Origin of the sequence: Serratia sp. JSRIV001 (assembly GCF_019968745.1) — a bacterium.
GTDB classification, from domain to species: Bacteria; Pseudomonadota; Gammaproteobacteria; order Enterobacterales; family Enterobacteriaceae; genus Chania; species Chania fonticola_B.
In genome coordinates this window covers 3,863,506-3,883,664 of record NZ_CP074147.1, presented here as the reverse complement: position 1 = coordinate 3,883,664, position 20,159 = coordinate 3,863,506, and the positions used below count along the sequence as shown (strand labels likewise).

Sequence of the window (20,159 nt, the reverse complement as noted above, 5' to 3'; positions counted from 1 at the left end):
TTAGGGGGGGGTTAGCTATTAGTGCGGTAATTGATCATGTTTATGATATCTCTCTGTGATTAAATTTGTGCATAAAATGCTTTATTGGCACGATTTTATCGCTGATTTTTGGGTATAAAAAAACCGGCCAGAGGCCGGTTGTAACTACAAAAATTATCATACGGATAATGAAGGTAATAATGAAAATAATGATGATAGCGGGATGATTATAGCGTCAGGAATGGCAACGATTTTTGGCACAACGTGCTTATTGTTGGATACTTTTGTACTGTTATCTTTATTTTTATAAAGTTTTGTATATATAATTGATTTATATGTGTTATTTTATTTTTTATCTTTCAGTGCTTTATTTGTCTTGTCGGTAATGTTTTGTGAAAGTTCGCCAGTATTTACATTTTGAAACCTTTAAATATAGGTATGAAACACCATTGGATACTTGGTATCATTTTCTTTCTGGATTAATATAGCCCTTGTTACCAGAATGGTGATTCACAGTCGCGCTAATAATGCTCAGAAGAGCAGTGGCCGTAGCTCGACATAATTAAGAGGATAATAACGATGAAACTTCGAGTACTCTCCCTGATCGTCCCAGCTCTGTTGATGGCAGGCACAGCAGGTGCAGCAGAAATCTACAACAAAGACGGCAATAAACTGGATTTGTTCGGTAAAATCGATGGTCTTCACTATTTTTCCGACAACGATAAAACCGACGGCGATCAGTCTTACATGCGTTTTGGCCTGCGTGGCGAAACTCAGATCAACGATCAGCTGACCGGTTATGGTGAGTGGGAATATCAGGTTCAGTTGAACAAAACTGAAGACGAAAATGACTCCTTCACCCGTGTGGGCTTCGCTGGTCTGAAATTCGGCGATTACGGCTCATTGGATTACGGCCGTAACTACGGTGTGATGTATGACATCGGCGCATGGACCGACGTGTTGCCTGAGTTTGGTGGCGATACCTATGGCGCGGACAACTTCCTGTTCCAACGCACCAGCGGTGTTGTGACTTATCGTAACAACAACTTCTTCGGTCTGGTTGATGGCCTGAACTTTGCTCTGCAGTATCAGGGTAAAAACGGCAACGGTGAAGAAAGCAACAATGGCCGTGATGTCCTGAACCAGAACGGTGACGGCTACGGTATGTCCGTATCCTACGATCTGGGCTATGGCATCAGTGCTGCCGGTGCGTTCTTCAACTCTGACCGTACCAACGATCAGAACGGTGGCCCTAACGGCACCTCTTCCATTCTGGGTCGTGGTGACAAAGCCGAAGGCTATAGCGGCGGTCTGAAATACGACGCCAACAACGTCTATCTGGCAGCGATGTATACCCAGTCTTACAATGCTACCCGTTTCGGCAACAGCAATAGCTCTCTGTACGGTTACGCGAACAAGGCACAGAACTTTGAAGTGGTTGCACAGTACCAGTTCGACTTCGGCCTGCGTCCTTCCGTGGCGTACCTGCAGTCTAAAGGCAAGGACATTGGCGGCGGTTACGGCGACCAGGATCTGCTGAAATATGTTGATGTGGGCGCGACCTACTACTTCAACAAAAACATGTCCACCTACGTTGACTACAAAATCAACCTGCTGGACGACAACACATTCACCGACAAAGCCGGTATCAATACCGACGACGTGGTTGCTGTAGGCCTGGTTTACCAGTTCTAAGCAATACCGTGAATGTGACTACGCGGCCTTCGGGCCGCGTTTTTTTTGTCCGTTCGCCAGCCGCACAGATTGATCTTCACGCGGCACTGATTGCTATTCTGCTGAGTCCGTACCTGCCTACCCTGTTTATAAATTGATAAATCAGGAGGTTGGTATGGAACTTAAGATTGAGCGTGTGATTGAGACGGTGTTGTATGTTAACGATATCGAACGTGCCGCAGCCTTCTATCAGCAGGTGTTGCAACTGCAAGCGATGGTCGCGAACGAGCGTTTCCGGGCCTATAACATCTCCGATCAAAGCGTGTTGCTGCTGTTTGTTGCCGGAGATTCGCTGAACGGCGCTCAGTATCCGGGAGGCTATATTCCCCCTCATGACGGCAGCGGCCCACAACATCTTGGTTTGGCCGTGAGCAAGGCCCAGTTACCCCTGTGGGAGCAGCATTTGGCCGAACACGGTGTTGAGATAGAAGGGCGTATGCGTTGGGAGCAGGGTGCGGAGAGCATTTATTTCCGCGATCCGGATGGCCACCTGTTGGAACTGGTGACGCCGGGTATCTGGGCCAACTATTAACAGCGGCAACGCATTATTGGCATAAAAGCCTTTTAGCTTCTACACTTACATAACAATAAGCATGCTAAGGAGATAAGCTATGACAATGAAACTGGTTTTGGCCGGATGTACTGCGGCGCTATTTACCGTACTGACTGGGTGTACCACTTACGACAGGGCCGCGAGCTATGTGAACGAGCCTGTGGTAAGCGATGTAAAAGTCGGGATGACTAAACAGCAAGTGCGCGCAATTGCCGGGCCACCATCAACCTCAGCCAGCCTGATCCATGCGCAGGGTACCTGTGATACTTATGCCGTGGCACCACGGGACGGCAAAGCACAGACCTATTTTGTCAGCTTCAACGACACGGGCCACGTGATGAACAAGGGGTATCAGAGTTGTTCAGAGTACGATACCCAACCTAAATAACTGCCTGCTTATTGTCCGAAAAGAGCCTCGCTGATGCGGGGCTCTGGTTTTTTTAAGCGCAATTGGTCTGAAATTTAAGCGAACGAGCGTTTTGACGCATTTTTTTACGTCAAAACGATAGACATTTCATAACGGTACCGTTAATATCTGCGCCCATTGGAAGGATGGCCGAGTGGTTTAAGGCAACGGTCTTGAAAACCGTCGAGTGTAACAGCTCCCAGAGTTCGAATCTCTGTCCTTCCGCCAAATACAGACCCCAAGCTCGTAAGAGCTTGGGGTTTTTCGTTTTCAGATGGCCTTCAGGTCTTTACTTTCCAGGCGCTTGCACCACTTCGCCAGGTGATTTTCCGCGTGTTCACATTGCCATCAGGATCTCGGTAAAATCGTTAGTGATAGACGATGTCATGGGCTCGTCACGTTTAATAATATAAAAGCATGCGCTGATATTGATATCTTCAGCAGATTTTTTCTTGAGGTTCAGCTGTGGGCTGTAATGCTCCACAACACGATCGCTTAATAGCGCGAGATAACCCTGTTGTTTCACTAGACACCAGGTGGCGAGGAAAGAGTCAGTTTCCACGACATTACCCTGCTGCGTGCACGGGAAAGAGGAGTCTTGCATTGCTAAACGGCCTGCAGTACAGGAATGTGGAACTACCCACTTTGTTTCTTCCAGCGGCAGCTCATCAGAGGAGTGATTGTTCCCTTGATAAAGCGAAAACGTCTCACATTTGAAGTCCTGCGTTACCAGATCGACACTGTTAATCCCCTCGCTGAGGTTGCAGACCACCAGATCCAATTCGTTATTTCTCAACTTGGCAATCAACTCTTCGGAGCAATCCTCAATCACGATAATGCGGGTGTGTGGATAACGCTGATTAAAGATCTCAAGTGCCTCGGGGAGATAGCATAGCAGTGGGTAGGTGCTCATGCCTAAGCGCAAGAATTTCTCTCCGGTTTCTTTCAGTCCACGGAATTCATAAATGGTATTTCTTAACTCATTGGTGATAGCGTCAATGCGTTGAAAAAATGCTTCACCTACCGCAGTGAGCCGGACACCGCGGTTGCTGCGTTCCAAAAGACGCGAGCCAATATTTTCTTCAAGTTCTTTAATAATACGGCTGAGTGTCGGTTGTGAAATAGCCAGCTTTTTTGATGTTTCATGTAAGCTACCGCAGTAAATAATTTCTTTAAAAGTAGTCAGATGAGATAATTTCGGCATACTTTTCATAATCAGTCTCTTCATTCATATTTGAATTGGCGGTGTAAAAGGGGGCTGTATGACGTTTTTAACCAGAGCCACAAATTCTGCTGTAATAGGCCTGTTTCATCATGCTATCGCCAAGTAAAGTATTGACGGTTTTATCAAGTACCGTAGTAGTGACAGAGGCGGGCATGAGAGTTGCGGTGATTTCTACGTCATCATCGCCAAAAGGCTCAATATCCAGGTGCGAGATAAAGCAGTTTTCGGCTTGCATCACCTGTTTGAATTTGGCTAACGCTTCGCGTTGCTCGTGTTCAAATGCAATCACGCAGATCTGGTAGGTGGATTCACCGTTAACATCGCTGAAGGGTTGTTTGTTGACCATATTGACGATCGGGCGCAGCAGTGTATTGGCAGCCAGTACGTATAACGTAGCGGCCAGTGCATCTCCATATAATGCACAACCCGCGCAGGTACCGACGGCTGCCGATCCCCACAGCGTAGCCGCTGTGTTCAGACCGCGGATATTCATTCCTTCTTTCATGATTGCCCCGGCTCCGAGAAAACCGACGCCAGAAACCACATAAGAAATCACTCTTACCGCCCCCCCACTGCCATCAATGGTCATGGCCAGATGGACAAAGATAGCTGCGCTGGTGGCAACAAGTGTATTGGTGCGTAACCCGGCAGTGCGTTGCCGGAACTGTCTTTCATAGCCAATAATTGCGCCAAGTAAAGATGCTGTTGATAGCGTTATTAATGTTTGAATAAAATGCATGATAAAAACCAACATGTTATCTGCTTATCATGAAACACCGATAAAAAGGTAGTCCTTGATAAACAGGTAGTTAAAATGGCAGACTTTTCATCTGCCAGTCAGCGATTAAAAATTGATATTCTGCCTGGCAGACGCGGAGCAGTGGCGTTTATACAGGCCGGGCTTTAATAGACCGAAGTAGCAATTTGCTGGCTTAGCTCAGCGCTGATTTCTTCGATCAGGCTTTGCATTGAGCGTTTGTTCCGCTCCTCACGCCGCAGGGTGATTTCATAATTTCCAGTAACGGTACCGGGGTCTGAACCTAGCAAAATAATCCGATCTGACATCATTACGGCTTCTGTTATGCTGTGGGTTACTAAAATCATGGAGCGAGTTTTTATTTGCCGCGTCGACCAGATCTGCATTAGGTCGTTGCGTAGATTTTCTCCGGTATAAATATCCAGGGAAGAGAAAGGTTCATCCAGTAACAGCAACGCAGGTTCGACGACGAGCGCACGGGCAAACCCCACCCGTTGGCGCATACCACCGGAAAGTTCTCGTGGGAAAGCATTGCGGTATTTTTCCAGACCAATCAGGTTCAGCATTTTTATCACCTGTTTGTCGATGGTGTCTTGGGAATAATGCTGTGCCTGCAATCCAAAGGCGATATTTTGATAAACGGTTAACCAAGGGAAAATAGCAAAGTTCTGGAAAACCATGTTGATTTGTGGGTTAGGGCCTGAGACTTTGTCCTCACCGAGCATGACATCCCCAAAATCAGGAGATATCAAACCTGAGATGATCCGCAGTAGGGTGGATTTGCCCGAGCCGGATTTCCCTAATACGCTGATCACTTCATTGTCATAGACGTTGAGGTCGATATCACTAAGGACCAAATGTGATTTTTGGGTCGTAGGTTGGAAGCTCTTACTCACGTTGCTGACAGTAAGTAATATTTTTTTCTTGGCCATCATATTTCCTTGGTTATCTTTTAAAAAATAAATAGGTGAATAGGATATGCCGCTGAGTTTTTCACAGAAACATCCAGACGTGAAAATATACACTAGAGAATGCCAGCGGTCTTATTGGTCTGATTAATAAGTTGAATTCTGGTTATTGAGAGATGCTGTCAGCTTAGGATCGCCTAGTATAAGGCGCTGAAGGAGGTGAGAATAAAGTGCAGCTGTAACGTGATGACGTCACATACGAATACTTTTCAGGACGCAGTAAAATGACTATTGCGCCTAAGCCTCCAGCAGGCTCAACAAACCAATGAATAACGAACCGTCGGTGTCCATAATTTTATCCTGTATCAAATCGGAGTCTCATAGTACCCACAAGGGTCAGGAAGCTCAATAACTGAGTGATGTTTTATAACTGCAAAATGTAATTTAATATTAATGGATATCGCAAGGGATGTTTAAACTAAACACAGCATCAACGAGATTGGAGTTTAAATGAGTGGTTGACTATAAACCCCGGAGCATTGGAAGTGAAACTAAAACGTTAAATGAAGGTAATGCAGTCAACGTGGTGATTGTTATCTTTGGCGTCGCTATGAAAAATACTCTAATTTCAGAGGGAAATGCCTATTGGCAATGTGGAATGGGGAAAGAAACGGCTAATATGATTGTATTCACTGTTTTTAACTTTCATTCATATGTCTTGCTTGCTAGCTTTTACCCATTCAAAAACGCTAAAAAGCCCAATGAGGTCAAACCTCATCAGGCATGGGTTTCAGCGCTTAACTTCTCAGAACTGGTACATAATCCCCGTTTCAACGACATCATCAGAACCTAAACCGGCTGCATTGTGTTTATCCAGCAGGTTCAGTTTGTACTCTACATAGGCTGACATATTGGCATTGAAGCTATAACCCAGCGCCATATCTATATACTTGACCAGATCGGTATCACCGATGCCAGGCAGGTCACGCCCACGTGACTGCAAATAGGCAAGAGAAGGGGTGATGCCAGAATCAAAGTGATACTGCGCCACGGCTTCGACGGCATCTGCCTTTGGTGCAAAGCCGGTGTAGTTGCCACCCTCTACGTAGGTCATGTTCTGAGTGCGGGTATAGTTTGCTGCCAGATAGAGGTTATCCCGATCGTACTTCAGGCCCAGAGTCCAGGCTCTGGCACGATCGCCATTGGCCAGACCAAAACTACGCTGTGCCTGTGTACGATCCGAATTGGCGTAGGCACCGCCAGCGCTCAGTCCCCAACCCATGTCGTAGGTCGTGGAGAAGGAATATCCGTCGCCGTTTTGTGTCTGCAGGTCTTGCGTGTGATGGGCGTCGTCGCCCCGATTCTTTCCCTGATATTGCATGCCAATATTCAGGCCATCAATAATCCCCCCCAAACCCTGATTATGATAGGTCAACATACCGTTGCCCCGACTGGTCATAAAGTTATCGGCAGCTTCATAACTGTCATTACCAAACTCGGGTAATACATCGGTCCAGCTTCCCACGTCATAGAGTAAACCGTAGTTGCGCCCATAGCTGATGCTGCCAAACGGGCCGAATTTCACCCCGGCAAAACCCAACCGCGTGTAGTTACCACTTTGCTCGCCGCTTTCCGCTCCGTTCAGCCCAATCTGATATTCCCATTGGCCGTATCCAATGATGTCATCATTAATTTGTGTTTCGCCTTTAAAGCCAAAGCGAGTGTAGGATTGATCGCCGCTGCTGCCAGCATTATTACTGAAATAATGAACACCATTAATCTGCCCATATAAATCCAATTTATTGCCGTCTTTATTTACGATTTCTGCAGCTAACGTGGTGCTGGCTACTGGCAATAGTAACCCCAATACAGCCAAGTGCATTATTTTTTTCATTTCAATAACCTGATGTTAATAAATACGTTGAAAGCTATGATGCTTTTTGTGATATCGCAATTCTCTTATACAAACGATCGCTGGTTTCATCAATAATGGCTGCCATATTCTGTCTGCCTCGTGATTCTCTTGGCCTGTCGATAACGATCTCATCGGTGATTTGCCGTTTATTGGCATCCATAATGACGACTCGGTCGGACATCATGACCGCTTCCTCTATGTCATGGCTCACCATGATGATGGCGCTGATATTATTTTTTTTGTTCGTCCAGATATTCATTAAATCCATCCGCAGTTTCTGTGCGGTAAAGATATCAAGAGAAGAAAAGGGCTCATCCAACAGCAAAACTTTGGGCTCCACGGCTAATGCTCGGGCAAAACCTACGCGCTGGCGCATACCACCGGAAAGTTGACGGGGCCAGGCTTTCTCATACCCATTCAGGCCAACCAGCGTGAGTAATGCTTTCAGCTTTTTGTCGATCAATTGCGGTGGCAAGTCTTGTGCGATCAGGCCAAAGGCGATGTTGTCATACACCGTGAGCCACGGATAAAGAGCATAAGACTGGAATACCATACTGATATCGGCATTGGGTCCTTCGATAGGTTTTCCTGCCAGCGATACCGTGCCGGTATCAGGGAAAATCAGGCCGGCAAATATGCGCATCAACGTTGATTTGCCAGAACCTGACTGCCCAAGGATCGTAACGAACTCCCCCTTGTGAACATTCAGATCCACGTCGCGCAGTACTTCCTTGGGGAGCTTGTTTTCTCCAATGAAGGCTTTGTTTACCTGCTTGGCGCTGAGTACCACTTCTTGAATAGTCATTTAATTTCCCTGCATTAATCATATTTGAATTTGGTTTCTGCAACGCGATACAGTGGCTGCCAGATAAAGATTACGCATAACGCCACCAGTGAGCACATGGCAGCACAGCCCAGCGCGGATTCCGGATTTTTACCGGCATCGGTCACGACTGAAATAAAAGCGCCCAGCCCGGTAGTACTGATCGTGGTAGTTCCCCATTGAATGACTTCTGCTGCAATGGCGCTATTCCAGGCACCGCCTGCTGCAGAAATAATGCCGGTAACGATGTAGGGGAAAATCGCGGGCAGCATATAGTAACGCCACCATTTGAAACTCCGTAAACCGAAGGTTTCGCTGACTTCGGTGATATGTGATGGGATTGCCGTGACGCCGGCAATGACGTTAAACAACACATACCACTGCGTGCCGAGCATGATCATTGGAATCGCCCACCAGCCAAGATCCTGATGATAAACAGCGATAAAAGCGGCGATCAGAGGATAGAAAATATTGGGTGGGATAGCAGCCAGGATTTGAATGATCGGCTGGAAGAATTTCACCAGGCGTGGATTCATCCCTATCCAGACGCCGAGTGGGGTGAAAATCACGATACTGAGCACCATTGCAGCCACTACACGCGCAGTAGTCAGCAGCATCCATTCAGGCATCATGGCGAAGTATTGCTTTGGGAAATACTCCCACAGTTGATAACCAAACCAGGCACAGGCCATGACCACCGCGAGATACCAAGTGCTACGCCACAGCCAGTTGGCTTTTGCGGTGATGCGAAACAGCTTGTGCAAACCAAGGCCGTACCAGATCTGCGGCAGCTTAAATAGCCATACATCAGCCAGCATGCGTAGGGCCGCTGACAACATTGATCCTAGATGGGAATAGCTCAGGCAGTTATAAAACCATGAGCTGCCTTCAGTTTTATTGGCGCTAACATCTTCGTATTTGAAACGGGAGGTATAGCGCACCAACGGGCGGAAAACCAATTGGTCAAGCACGATAATATTGGCCGCTAATGTGATCACGGCAAACAGAATAGCGTGCAGGTTTTGCTGCGCCAGCGCTTCGGCAATATAGGAACCTACACCAGGCAACGCCACCGATTTATCGTTGACCGGGATCGCCTCCGACGCCACCAGAGCGAACCATGCTGCCGATTGTGACACCATGGCATTCCACAATAATCCGGGTACGGAATAGATAAACTCTAACCGCCAGAAACGTTGCCATGGATTGTAGTTGAAACTGCGTGCGGCTTCATCCAGTTCACTTGGAACGATGCGCAGCGTCTGGTACAACGTTAGCATCATGTTCCATGCCTGGCCGGTAAATACCGCAAAGATAGCGGTACACTCCAGCCCCATCACGCTGTGTGGGTACAGGCCAAGAAAATACACCGTGGTGAAGGTTAAAAAGCCCACCAAGGGTACTGATTCCATGAAGTTGACGAAAGGTAATATCACCCTGCGTAACGGCACGTAGCGTGCCGCCAGGACGGCAAAGACAATGGAGAATAACAATGACCAAATCATGCCGATGGCAAACCGCATTGTCGTTCTTAGTGAGTAATAGAAAAGATTCCAGGTATCCAGACTAATGGCACCCACGTTGTGTTCATCGAACGAGCCGTGCATGTCCCCCCAGGCACGGATAAGAAAGACGATGACCAATGATGCTATTACAAAAACAATAAGGTCATTTAGATAGTACTTTCTAGAAATAGATGTACTTCTGCTTTTTTGCATAATACCAATCCCATAAATTTCTCAAAAAACCGGCGGGAACGTCAACTTGATAAAGCCGAGCGCCTCCGTTTTAAACGAACATATATAGCTTGAGATAAATTAATTTGCTGATTGTTACGCTGATGGTGAACGATGAATACTACAGGAACAGGCATGACAAGCCGGTATTATCAGATGCCAAGGCACATAGGCAGTGCCAGGACGTTGCTGATAAGCCGTTGATTGATTGTCTACATTCTGTTTATTTCAGAATGTAGCATGAACTACATTACTGAAATTTATCCAGTAGTACTAAGCTAAAACTAAAACTTCCATCGTCCATAAGGCCCCCGTGGTGAGAATAAAGCGGTGAGATAGTAATGCTTGAACATAATGAATAGCAAGTAGATGTGATGGTTTTCATTATTGTATGTGTAACAGGATGAAAATAGATTTTTTAAAAGATATATCCATAAATTAAAATGATGAGGGAGATATTGTTAGATAGACAAGGACATCAAAAAATTGAAGCCTATATAGCTAGGATGAATGTTTCTTAACGTGGCAAAATATAACTTTTTTACTTGAGTTACGCGTATTATTGATGATCCCGAGCTTCCAGGAAGTTCGGGGGAGGAGGGAGAACACCAACTCACCTTGTCATCCCCACATACCTTCCAAGATCTCAATGGTTCTTGGTTCCAACGGAACACGGTGCTTGTTGCGCGCAGTGCTCTACTTGTGTGGCGACGAGGTAAAATGCAAAGCACTGAAAATGAATCTGCAAGCGGGATCGCAATAAGGAAAACTTTTCTCTCTAGCCAGTGACAGTGCTGGGGGATTTGTTAAAATAGACCCACTTAATCAAGATAAGATTATTATTATCATGCAGTTAACTAAGATTTTTCGTCTTGTCCCTGTGTTGCTTTTGCTGGTAACGGCGGGTTGTCAGCAACCCCGTTCTTCTCTGCAAAAGGAGCCTGTCGCCCTTAATGAACAGGTAGAACAGCTGGCTTCAGTGATTGCCAGTACCAAGTATTTGAAATATAAGTGTAATCGTAGTGATTTACCCAGCGATGCGGTCATTGACAAGGTTGCCTACAAAGTCGCCAAACAACGAGGCTGGAATAGCGCTGGCTACGGGGCTTTGCCGCAGCGTAGCGAGGAAATTTATCAAAGCCTGATGAGAGACAACACGCCGGAACAAACCAAGTGCAGCAGCTTTAACAGCCTGTTGGCACCTTTTACCGACGAACTGCGTGCAGAAAAAAGCAGTTAGTGACACCAACTTGGTGTCCTGTGCCCAGTGTACGGGCTAGTGGTAAGCTTTATTCTGACTCTTCAGCGGTGCTGTCGCTATCCACCTTGCCGCCCGGCCAATCCTCTAATGCGTCAAGTGTGAATACCTCGCCATTGAAGTTAAAGATGGTCACGTCCTGTTGTATTTGCTCAATCGTAAGGTTGGGGGCAGGGCTGTCTCCTTCCTGATAACGCTGACCGTTCAGCGTGATGCTGCGTTTGTCATCTTCCGATGCGTAAACGTGCGCGCTGTATCTTAAAGGGGCTAATTCATCACTGGCTAAGGAGGGGGGGACTTTATTATCTGATCCCACTTGTTGCGCTGGTTTATTTTCATCATGCGCAGTTTCTCTATCAGCGTTGGTGACCGTATGCCTGGGCAGCTCCATTTTTACCACGGCAGAGGGGGCAACTTGAGTCAACGTGGGGGCGGCGAATGCTTCGTTGTTACGCCAGTGCTGTCCGGAAAACCAGCCTATCGCTATTAACAGCAATGCATACACTGGCAGCAGATAGCGGGGAATAAACAGCCCCTTGGCGGGGTGAACGCTGGCTTCTAGCTCTACTTTCGATTTATTGTCCACATCCTTGAACCTTTAATAAACGCTGATTTCTACAGCCAGAGGTTGTTTATTGGCGTGTCGCCAACGCTTGAGCAAAGCCAAAGTATCAAGGGTATATCCTGCCCGAAAACTCGGGTCAATAGCATTGTACTTTTATTCGGGAGTGATGTGACTCAGTGGGTGTAACCTCTCGTTTCGGGCCACCTGATGGTGACCCGAAACGGACCGTTTTATTTACTGCTTACAGGCAAACCTGCGCCCTGGGCAGAGACTTGTTGTTTGACCAACAAGGCTACCGACCAGGCGGGAACTGTAACGCTGCCCTCTGCGGTAATATTGACACCGGAGGCGAGTGAGCGGTCTCCCAGGTTTTGTTGGATTGCGCTCAGGGTGAGATTTTCACCGGTAAAGTCATTAAGCGTTCTGGCTTCCGGCGCTGCGTTGATGATAACGACTAACGCATCGGCTTGGGGATCAAGATCGTTTCCGGCCTGAACTCCGTCATCAATGGTCATTACCAGTAAGCCCAGTTGCTGTTCTGCGCCCGTGTTACGGAAATCGACACGTTTCATCACTTCGTGGCCGCTACCCAAGGCAATCAGAGGCGAGGATTGGCGCAGTTGCGTGAGTTCCTGATAGAACGAGTTCATCTGCGCGATCTCTGTTTGGCCAGGTGTGGCAACAGCATCTTTTACGCTGGCGATCAGCGAATAGTTGTCACCGTCATCGCTGATGCGTGGCATACCAACGTTGAAGTTGTTGTCTTGATAGCTGTAATCCACACGGTTGAACCAGTCCCCGGCATCATATGAGTCACGGGTAAATGACTTGGAACGCAACAGTTCAGAGCCTTGTTGATCGAATGCCAGCCCTTGGCCCAACAACGTAGTGGCCAGTGACACCGCCTGCATGCGTACGCGAGTGGTGAGATCGGCTTCACGTGCGGCTTTGTAGCTGATCATATCCCATAAGGTTTGGTTGTCGTGTTTGGAAACATAGTTGACCACTTCGGTCGGATCGTTGGCATAACCCCCAATCGCCCCGTTATAGTCAATTTCGCTGCCTTTTTTGACGGAGCCGTCTTTATCGATCAACAGGAATTCAGCCAGGTTGCCGGCCATGCCCAGACGGGTCAGATCGGCCAGATGGCGCACGGTATCCTCGTTTTGCTGGGTTAACTCGTTAGCCAATACTCCGGCACCGTTACCCACCCCCTGGTTTTGACGCAAGGCATCACCAGAGTCAAACGGGCCGCCTCCACGAACAGCATCACGCAGACGATCGGAGAAGGTGCCAATGCCGGTGCCTTTTAACGTGATCTGCGAAGCGATTTCGAAGCGATCGTCCTGACCTGAATTCCAACCTTCACCAAAGAAATAAACGTTGGGGTTCACCGATTTTACTTTCTCCCGGGCCGCCAGGATTTGTGCTTTCGGATGATAGCCCATCAGGTCAAAGCGGAATCCGTCAATCTTGTAGTCTCGGCTCCAGACCACCAGAGAGTCTTCAATCAGTTTGGCAAACATCCGGTGTTCGGGGGCCGAGTCGGAACAGCAGGTGGCCGACTCTACACTGCCCGTAGTTTCATTCAAACGTTGATAATACCAGGGCACGATTTTATCCAGCACCGAGGTGCGATCCGTTGGGCCAGCCGCATTGGTGTGGTTATAAACCACGTCCATGATGATGTTCATACCCAGTTGCTGTTTGATGGTCTGCACCATGGTACGAAACTCTTTGATGCGGGCAGTGCCTTCGGGATTGGTAGAGTAAGACCCTTCAGGCACCGTGTAATGGAACGGATCATAACCCCAGTTATAGGAGTCAGTCTGGGCCACATAGCCATTCAATTCCTGCACCTGCGGATTGTCCTGGCTGTCATTCTGTTTCAGTTCTTCTAGTACATCACCGATGGTGGTTGAACTCCCACAGTAGCCAGCAAAACGGCTTTGCCTAACGGCGCTGTTCAGTTCACAAAGCCGACTGAATGGATGGGTGAGATCCGCCACTTTGTCGCTGAACTCATTGACGGTTGCCAGATCAAACACCGGTAGCAATTCAATGTGGGTTACGCCCGCATGCCCAAGCTGTCTGAGATGCTGCACCATATTGCTGTCACTGGCAGTCAACGCCAGATATTTACCCCGTACCTGTTCAGGAACGGTCTGATCCCAGGCGGAAAGATCGCGGATATGCGACTCATGGATGACCATCTTGGCAATATCAGCCTGGCTGGTCTGTGGGTGTGGCATTGTCAGGCCGTCCCAGCCTTCTGGTTTCAACGCGCTGTCATTGAGATCCACGACCTGGCTGTATTCGGAGTTCGTGGAGAGGCTATGGGAGTAAGGGTCGGTGACCTCATACTGCTCCACTTTGCGCGATTGCGGATGATAAACGGTCAGGGCGTAACGATAAAAAGCGTCTTTAAGGTCATGACTTCCTTGATATGACCAGGCACCGGAATCGTTATCTCTGGTCATCGGATGGCTACCAATGACTTTTTTATCCGCACTGTAGATCACCAGTTCTGCCTGCTGGGCCGTGGGTGCCCAGACACGGAAAGTGACGCCAGAATCAGTCAGCAGAGCACCATATTCCAGGCCTTCCGCTGCGGCTGAGAAGCGATCATCGAGAACGCCAGCGGTCTGTACCTGGGTGGCTGAAATAAGGATGCCGTCCTGATTGGCGGCCAGGGCGACGGTCTCGCCGCTAAGCAGTTCGTCTACTTTTGCATTATCTGGCAACTTGAAGGCGGCATAACCCGCAAGGTGAGGGAAGCGTGAACCCAGTTCCTGGTTGATGCTGCTCGGTGTCAGCGAAAGATAGCGATCGGTAAACTTCCCTTCGCTATTGGCGGCCACTTTGCCATTGTGGTTGTAGTACAGACGTACGATAGGTTTCCCTTCCCCGGCAGGCCACAGCAGGGTGTGTTTATCTACCCAATGGGCTTCAGCCAGAGCCACCCCGAAGGCCGCGCGGAAAGCTTCGGCACGGGTATCATAAAGCGTACTGCTGCCTGCAAGCGCAGAAACGGTCCTGTCCGGAAAATCACTGAACGATAAACGCATATCCGCATCAATCAGCTTATTGGTGCCATCACGCAGAATGAAGTTGATACACCCAGTGGTTTTGCTCAGAGGTAGCACCCAATACGGGCCATAACTGTCGCTGCCTGTCGGTGTTGTACTGGTGTCATTCCAGTCCCCAGAGGGCTTATCCAGGGCGTCACAGGTGTCGTTATTCCACAAAAACAGGTTCTTGGTACTGTAATCAGCGGCGGAGCCGCTGGTGATACCAGCAATATCGACCAGATGAATGACCGCCTGGTTTTCACCTGCCATGACGGCTTCGCCAGGCATGGCTATGTCAGGCAGACGTGCAATCGGCTCTTGGTTGTTGGTATCGGGGCTAACGTCTGAAGAATTATTATTATCACAGCCGCTCAATATGACGAGCGAGCCGAAAAGTAGGGCATTACAGGTATTTTTCAGCATTCTAAATTCCCTATCAGGCTTGCATTATAGAAAGTAAAAAATCGTATCAATGTGTAAAGCAGTGGTATTAGATATTGCATGATAAGGAGGAGCATCCTCCTGCTTTAGGAGGAGGAGGGGCGTAGGTGGAAGGAGGACGCGAAGTTTAGAGTAGGGAGATTAAACGGGTTAAACCGCTTTTATGCTAGCGAGATTAAGAAATAAATAGCTATAAAAACAGAAAGATAAATTATTTCGATAAGCAAAAATAATGATTTATTATTGAGGGGAGTATGTATAAAGTAACCCTTTCTGAGAGGATGTATTCAGAAACGTAAGGGCTGATGGAGGTACTGAGTTGTAAGGTTTCAGTCATAACCTTACATATTCTCCAACGACAATGCCCCCAACGATATGCCCACCGATTGACTGATATCGGTGAACTTCTGGCTGGCGTAAACAGAGAAGCAGGCAAAGGAAGGCAAGATGCGATTTTCTGTATTGTTATCGGTATGCAGAGAGACTACTTTCAGGCTGTTCACGCCGCGATGGGCTTTATGCGTGCTGTCACTGTTGATTTGCAATCAACTCGCCTTGCTCACCTGGCACGGGCTCCTGCCCCCTGAAATATCCCCCGTACGCTTATCCAAAGCAGATTTCGCACCAGTAACAACTGGCGTTGGAGGTGAGTCTGAACGTTACCGCTTCACCCTCTTTGGTACTTCGCTACCCTCATCTTCCGCCGCTGAGCATGCGGTCTCTGACCAAACCCTGCGTAACGCACCGCCTTCTTCTCTCAAGCTAAACCTGACCGGCATTGTCGCCAGCCCCAGTCCAGAGCGTTCCATCGCCATTATCGCCAAAGATAGCAAACAGTTCAGCCTTGGCGTGGGGGAGAAGGTGCCTGGTTATGACGCCCGAATTGCGTCAATTTTTGCCGATCGTATCGTGATCGCCTATCAGGGGAATTATGAATCGTTGTTGCTGTTCAGCGAGCAACCCGAGGCCGCTAAAAGTGACAAAAAAACCTCAGCGTCGCAGCTCAAGGCACAGCTGCAAAAGCAGCCGCAAAGCATTCTCAATTACCTGAATATCTCACCGGTGATGGTGGATGACAAACTCATCGGCTATCGACTCAATCCGGGCAAACAAGGCGAGTTATTCCGCAAGGTCGGGCTGCAGGAAAACGATCTTGCCATAGCGCTCAATGGCCTGGATCTGCGTGATGCGCAGCAGGCGCAACAGGCATTGAAACAGCTTTCAGAACTCAGTGAACTGAATCTTACCGTTGAGCGTGGCGGTCAGTTACAGGATATCTATTTGGCTCTTGGAGATGACTAATTGTTGAATACAAAAATAATCAGGAGCTTACGCATTGTGCTACTGGCGGTGATGCTGCTTGGTACTCGGCAGGGCTGGAGTGCCGAGTTTTCTGCCAGCTTCAAGGGCACGGATATTCAGGAGTTTATTAATACGGTCAGCAAGAACCTGAATAAAACGGTGATTATCGATCCTGCCGTGCGCGGCACTATCACCGTACGCAGTTATGACATGCTCAATGAGGAGCAGTATTACCAGTTCTTCCTCAGCGTGCTGGACGTTTATGGCTTTGCCGTGGTCGATATGCGTAACGGCGTGTTGAAAGTGGTGCGTTCCAAGGATGCGAAAACCGCTGCGGTGCCGGTAGCCAGCGATGCTCAGCCGGGCGAGGGTGATGAAGTGGTGACACGTGTCGTGCCGGTCAATAACGTGGCGGCACGCGATCTTGCCCCGTTACTCCGTCAATTGAACGATAACGCCGGGGCTGGCAGTGTTGTGCATTATGAGCCTTCCAACGTGTTGCTGATGACTGGGCGTGCAGCAGTTATCAAACGTTTGATGGCGATTGTTGAACGGGTTGACAAGGTCGGTGACCGCAGTGTGGTCACGGTACCGCTGGCTTACGCGTCAGCTGCTGAAGTCGTCAAACTGGTCACCGAATTAACCAAGGATGCCAGCAAATCAGCGATGCCAAGCCTGATGGTAGCCAATCTTGTTGCGGATGAACGAACCAACTCGGTCCTGGTGAGCGGAGAACCCAACTCCCGCCAGCGGATCATCGCCATGATCAAGCAGCTGGATCGTGAGCAGGCCGTGCAAGGCAATACCAAAGTGATTTACCTGAAGTATGCCAAAGCCACCGATCTGGTTGAGGTGTTGACTGGCGTCAGTACCAGTATTCAAAGTGAGCAACAGAATGCCAAGCCGGCGGAAGCACTGCGTAAAGACATCACCATCAAAGCCCATGAGCAAACCAATTCACTGATACTGACGGCGGCTCCGGATGTCATGCGAGATCTGGAGAAGGTGATAGCTCAGTTGGATATTCGCCGTGCACAGGTATTGGTAGAGGCGATTATCGCAGAGGTACAAGATGCCGATGGTTTGAACCTGGGGATCCAGTGGGCCAACAAGAATGCTGGAGTGACGCAGTTCACCAATACCGGTTTGCCTATCACTACGGCGATTGCCGGAGCCAATCAATACAATCAGGACGGGACGGTGAATAGTACCCTGGCCAGCGCTCTCAGCAGTTTTAACGGTATTGCTGCCGGTTTTTATCAGGGCAATTGGGCAATGCTGCTGACCGCGCTTTCCAGCAGTAGCAAGAATGACATTCTGGCGACACCGAGCATTGTCACGCTTGACAACATGGAGGCGACATTCAATGTCGGCCAGGAAGTTCCTGTCCTCTCCGGCTCGCAAACGACGTCGGGCGATAATATCTTCAACACGGTAGAGCGTAAAACCGTCGGCATTAAGCTGAAAGTCAAACCGCAGATCAACGAAGGGGACTCCGTGCTGCTGGAGATCGAGCAGGAGGTTTCCAGTGTGGCTGATGCGGCGTCCAGCAGCAGTGCTAATCTGGGGGCGACCTTTAATACCCGCACGGTCAATAACGCGGTGCTGGTAGGCAGCGGCGAAACCGTGGTGGTGGGTGGCTTGCTGGATAAAACCGTCCGCGACAGCAGCGACAAGGTTCCGGTGCTGGGGGATATCCCGGTGCTGGGCTATCTGTTCCGCTCCAACAGCAAACAGGTTTCCAAGCGCAACCTGATGCTGTTCATTCGCCCGTCGATCATCCGGGATCGTGACCAGTATCGCCAGGCCTCCTCAGAAAAGTATCAGGCTTTTAATCAGGAACAAGACCATCAGCGTGGCAAACAAGGGAGCGAAGCCACGCTGAATAACGAAGTATTGAAGTTGCCACCCGATCAAAACGGTGCCACTTTCCGCCAGGTTAATGCCGCGATCAGCGCATTCTATTCAACGGGGGGACGATGAACACCCTCCCCGAGGACCTGAGTGAATTACGCCCGCAGTTGCCATTTGCCTATGCGCGCGAGCAACGCATTTTGCTTTTGCGGGATCATGCTGGGTGCCGAGTGCTCCGTCTGGCGGAAACCACCGCCACAGCATTGCTTGAGGTGCGTAGGGTGGCCGGGTGTGGGCTGACTATCAGCACGGTGTCGGGTGAAGAGTTTGAGAAACAACTGGTGATCAGCTACCAGCGCGATTCGCAAGAGGCGCGACGCATGATGACCGATATCGGCAATGAAATGGATTTTTATACCCTGGCAGAAGAGCTACCCGACAGCGACGACTTGCTGGATGCCGATGATGATGCCCCTATTATCCGCCTGATCAATGCGATGCTGACGGAAGCCATCAAGGATAAAGCCTCGGATATCCATATCGAAACCTATGAACGCCATTTGCAGATCCGTTTCCGGGTCGATGGCGTGTTGCGTGAAATTCTGCGCCCTCAGCGGCGGTTGGCCTCTTTATTGATATCGCGCATCAAGGTCATGGCACGGCTGGATATTGCCGAGAAGCGGATACCGCAGGATGGGCGCATGGCATTGCGAATCGGTGGCCGAGCCATTGATGTGCGGGTTTCGACCTTACCGTCTAATTATGGTGAACGAATTGTTCTGCGTTTACTGGATAAAAACAGCGTCAGTCTGGATCTCGCCGCGCTTGGCATGTCTTCACATCATCGGCGGCAGATCGATGAACTGATCCAGCGGCCACACGGTATTATCCTCGTCACCGGACCTACAGGTTCGGGTAAGAGCACCACCCTCTATGCAGCATTGAGCCGCCTCAATGCCAGCGAACGCAATATCATGACGGTAGAAGACCCGATCGAGTATGAACTCGAGGGTATCGGCCAGACGCAGGTAAACCCCAAGGTAGATATGACATTTGCTCGCGGTCTGCGAGCCATTCTGCGTCAGGATCCTGATGTAGTGCTGGTTGGGGAAATCCGCGACAGCGAAACCGCTCAGATTGCGGTTCAGGCATCACTGACAGGGCACCTGGTACTCTCCACGCTGCACACCAACAGCGCGCTGGGGGCCTTATCACGGCTGCAGGATATGGGCATCGAGCCTTTTTTGCTTTCCACCTCATTACTGGCCGTGCTGGCGCAGCGACTGGTTCGCACACTCTGCCCCGATTGTCGTCAAACTTACGCCGCCGATCCGGCCTTGGCCGATCAAATGGGGATTTTACCCGGAACCCCATTATGGCAGCCGAAAGGATGCTCGCAGTGTAATTTTACCGGTTACCGTGGGCGTACGGGTATCCATGAGCTGCTGCTGATTGATGACCGAGTGCGTACGGCGATCCATCAGGGAGAGAGTGAATTCGCGATTGCTCGTCAATTACGTCATGAGTACAAGACATTGCGCCAGGGGGGATTGGAAAAAGTGTTGGCGGGTGAGACCAGTTGGGAAGAGGTGATCCGCGTGACCGAAAGCCAGTCTCAGGAAGAGGGATGAC

17 protein-coding genes and 1 tRNA gene are annotated in these 20,159 nt (G+C 49.2%); 9 read left to right on the top strand and 9 right to left on the bottom strand.

All coding sequences use genetic code 11. From position 1 onward, the window contains the following. Nucleotides 1–558: 558 nt before the first annotated feature. The 4 genes from ompC (at nt 559) to KGP17_RS18065 (ending at nt 2,900) form a co-directional block, all read left to right on the top strand. Entirely contained in the window at nt 559–1,674 is a 1,116-nt protein-coding gene (gene ompC, locus KGP17_RS18080; protein WP_065683120.1) for a porin OmpC, read from the top strand. Nucleotides 1,675–1,828: 154 nt separating this feature from the next. Then, complete coding sequence (locus tag KGP17_RS18075; RefSeq protein ID WP_209529451.1) at nt 1,829–2,245, top strand: VOC family protein; 417 nt, start codon at nt 1,829–1,831, stop codon at nt 2,243–2,245. Between the two features lie 79 nt (nt 2,246–2,324). Beyond that, on the top strand, nt 2,325–2,654 hold the full coding sequence (osmE, locus tag KGP17_RS18070; protein ID WP_021805952.1) for an osmotically-inducible lipoprotein OsmE: 330 nt from the start codon (nt 2,325–2,327) through the stop codon (nt 2,652–2,654). A gap of 158 nt (nt 2,655–2,812) precedes the next feature. Then, a tRNA-Ser gene (locus KGP17_RS18065) sits at nt 2,813–2,900 on the top strand. A 109-nt stretch (nt 2,901–3,009) separates the two neighbouring features. Here the strand turns inward: KGP17_RS18065 and KGP17_RS18060 are convergent. From KGP17_RS18060 to KGP17_RS18050, 3 genes are all read right to left on the bottom strand, one after another. Then, complete coding sequence (locus KGP17_RS18060; protein ID WP_172413937.1) at nt 3,010–3,885, bottom strand: LysR family transcriptional regulator; 876 nt, start codon at nt 3,883–3,885, stop codon at nt 3,010–3,012. Nucleotides 3,886–3,943: 58 nt separating this feature from the next. Further along, entirely contained in the window at nt 3,944–4,651 is a 708-nt protein-coding gene (locus KGP17_RS18055; protein ID WP_021805950.1) for an MgtC/SapB family protein, read from the bottom strand. Nucleotides 4,652–4,800: 149 nt separating this feature from the next. Beyond that, a complete protein-coding gene (locus tag KGP17_RS18050; protein ID WP_223498108.1) occupies nt 4,801–5,589 on the bottom strand; it encodes an ABC transporter ATP-binding protein in 789 nt (262 codons plus the stop codon). Between the two features lie 487 nt (nt 5,590–6,076). On the opposite strand from KGP17_RS18050, the gene KGP17_RS18045 reads away from it, so the two are divergent. After that, nucleotides 6,077–6,415, top strand: a complete 339-nt coding sequence (locus KGP17_RS18045) for a hypothetical protein (RefSeq protein WP_147280991.1) — start codon at nt 6,077–6,079, stop codon at nt 6,413–6,415. Here KGP17_RS18045 and KGP17_RS18040 read toward each other — a convergent pair. The 3 genes from KGP17_RS18040 to KGP17_RS18030 are packed head-to-tail and all read right to left on the bottom strand — an operon-like array spanning nt 6,368 to nt 9,907. Then, a complete protein-coding gene (locus KGP17_RS18040) occupies nt 6,368–7,456 on the bottom strand; it encodes a porin (RefSeq protein ID WP_305801113.1) in 1,089 nt (362 codons plus the stop codon). The two genes, KGP17_RS18045 and KGP17_RS18040, sit on opposite strands and share 48 nt — an antisense overlap. 34 nt (nt 7,457–7,490) lie before the next feature. Continuing rightward, a complete protein-coding gene (locus tag KGP17_RS18035) occupies nt 7,491–8,282 on the bottom strand; it encodes an ABC transporter ATP-binding protein (protein ID WP_059201261.1) in 792 nt (263 codons plus the stop codon). A 14-nt stretch (nt 8,283–8,296) separates the two neighbouring features. Then, complete coding sequence (locus KGP17_RS18030; RefSeq protein WP_223498107.1) at nt 8,297–9,907, bottom strand: ABC transporter permease subunit; 1,611 nt, start codon at nt 9,905–9,907, stop codon at nt 8,297–8,299. Nucleotides 9,908–10,883: 976 nt separating this feature from the next. Here KGP17_RS18030 and gspS point away from each other — a divergent pair. Then, entirely contained in the window at nt 10,884–11,276 is a 393-nt protein-coding gene (gene gspS / locus KGP17_RS18025; RefSeq protein ID WP_172413936.1) for a type II secretion system pilot lipoprotein GspS, read from the top strand. Nucleotides 11,277–11,325: 49 nt separating this feature from the next. Here the strand turns inward: gspS and gspB are convergent, their stop codons facing one another. From gspB to KGP17_RS18010, 3 genes are all read right to left on the bottom strand, one after another. Next, a complete protein-coding gene (gspB, locus tag KGP17_RS18020) occupies nt 11,326–11,880 on the bottom strand; it encodes a type II secretion system assembly factor GspB (RefSeq protein WP_218519133.1) in 555 nt (184 codons plus the stop codon). A 209-nt stretch (nt 11,881–12,089) separates the two neighbouring features. Then, nucleotides 12,090–15,353 carry a pullulanase-type alpha-1,6-glucosidase gene (gene pulA / locus KGP17_RS18015; RefSeq protein ID WP_223498106.1) on the bottom strand — a complete coding sequence of 1,088 codons (3,264 nt, stop codon included), beginning with the start codon at nt 15,351–15,353 and terminating at the stop codon, nt 12,090–12,092. 359 nt (nt 15,354–15,712) lie between these two features. Beyond that, nucleotides 15,713–15,916, bottom strand: a complete 204-nt coding sequence (locus KGP17_RS18010) for a hypothetical protein (RefSeq protein ID WP_223499739.1) — start codon at nt 15,914–15,916, stop codon at nt 15,713–15,715. On the opposite strand from KGP17_RS18010, the gene gspC reads away from it, so the two are divergent. The 3 genes from gspC to gspE are packed head-to-tail and all read left to right on the top strand — an operon-like array spanning nt 15,894 to nt 20,158. Beyond that, nucleotides 15,894–16,673, top strand: a complete 780-nt coding sequence (gene gspC, locus KGP17_RS18005; protein WP_245398315.1) for a type II secretion system protein GspC — start codon at nt 15,894–15,896, stop codon at nt 16,671–16,673. The genes KGP17_RS18010 and gspC overlap by 23 nt on opposite strands. Nucleotides 16,674–16,691: 18 nt before the next feature. Then, nucleotides 16,692–18,656 (top strand): type II secretion system secretin GspD, encoded by a 1,965-nt coding sequence (gspD, locus tag KGP17_RS18000; RefSeq protein WP_037375612.1) that lies wholly within the window; start codon nt 16,692–16,694, stop codon nt 18,654–18,656. Then, the gene (gspE, locus tag KGP17_RS17995; RefSeq protein WP_223498104.1) at nt 18,653–20,158 is read left to right on the top strand and encodes a type II secretion system ATPase GspE; all 1,506 of its coding nucleotides are present in this window, start codon (nt 18,653–18,655) and stop codon (nt 20,156–20,158) included. The genes gspD and gspE overlap by 4 nt, the downstream gene beginning before the upstream one ends. Nucleotide 20,159: the final 1 nt, after the last annotated feature.

Coding starts and splice junctions, on each gene's coding strand:
- ompC (WP_065683120.1), top strand. CDS start 559: ATGAAACTTCGAGTACTCTCCCTGATCGTCCCAGCTCTGTTGATGGCA.
- KGP17_RS18075 (WP_209529451.1), top strand. CDS start 1,829: ATGGAACTTAAGATTGAGCGTGTGATTGAGACGGTGTTGTATGTTAAC.
- osmE (WP_021805952.1), top strand. CDS start 2,325: ATGACAATGAAACTGGTTTTGGCCGGATGTACTGCGGCGCTATTTACC.
- KGP17_RS18060 (WP_172413937.1), bottom strand. CDS start 3,885: ATGAAAAGTATGCCGAAATTATCTCATCTGACTACTTTTAAAGAAATT.
- KGP17_RS18055 (WP_021805950.1), bottom strand. CDS start 4,651: ATGTTGGTTTTTATCATGCATTTTATTCAAACATTAATAACGCTATCA.
- KGP17_RS18050 (WP_223498108.1), bottom strand. CDS start 5,589: ATGATGGCCAAGAAAAAAATATTACTTACTGTCAGCAACGTGAGTAAG.
- KGP17_RS18040 (WP_305801113.1), bottom strand. CDS start 7,456: ATGAAAAAAATAATGCACTTGGCTGTATTGGGGTTACTATTGCCAGTA.
- KGP17_RS18035 (WP_059201261.1), bottom strand. CDS start 8,282: ATGACTATTCAAGAAGTGGTACTCAGCGCCAAGCAGGTAAACAAAGCC.
- KGP17_RS18030 (WP_223498107.1), bottom strand. CDS start 9,907: ATGCACGGCTCGTTCGATGAACACAACGTGGGTGCCATTAGTCTGGAT.
- gspS (WP_172413936.1), top strand. CDS start 10,884: ATGCAGTTAACTAAGATTTTTCGTCTTGTCCCTGTGTTGCTTTTGCTG.
- pulA (WP_223498106.1), bottom strand. CDS start 15,353: ATGCTGAAAAATACCTGTAATGCCCTACTTTTCGGCTCGCTCGTCATA.
- gspE (WP_223498104.1), top strand. CDS start 18,653: ATGAACACCCTCCCCGAGGACCTGAGTGAATTACGCCCGCAGTTGCCA.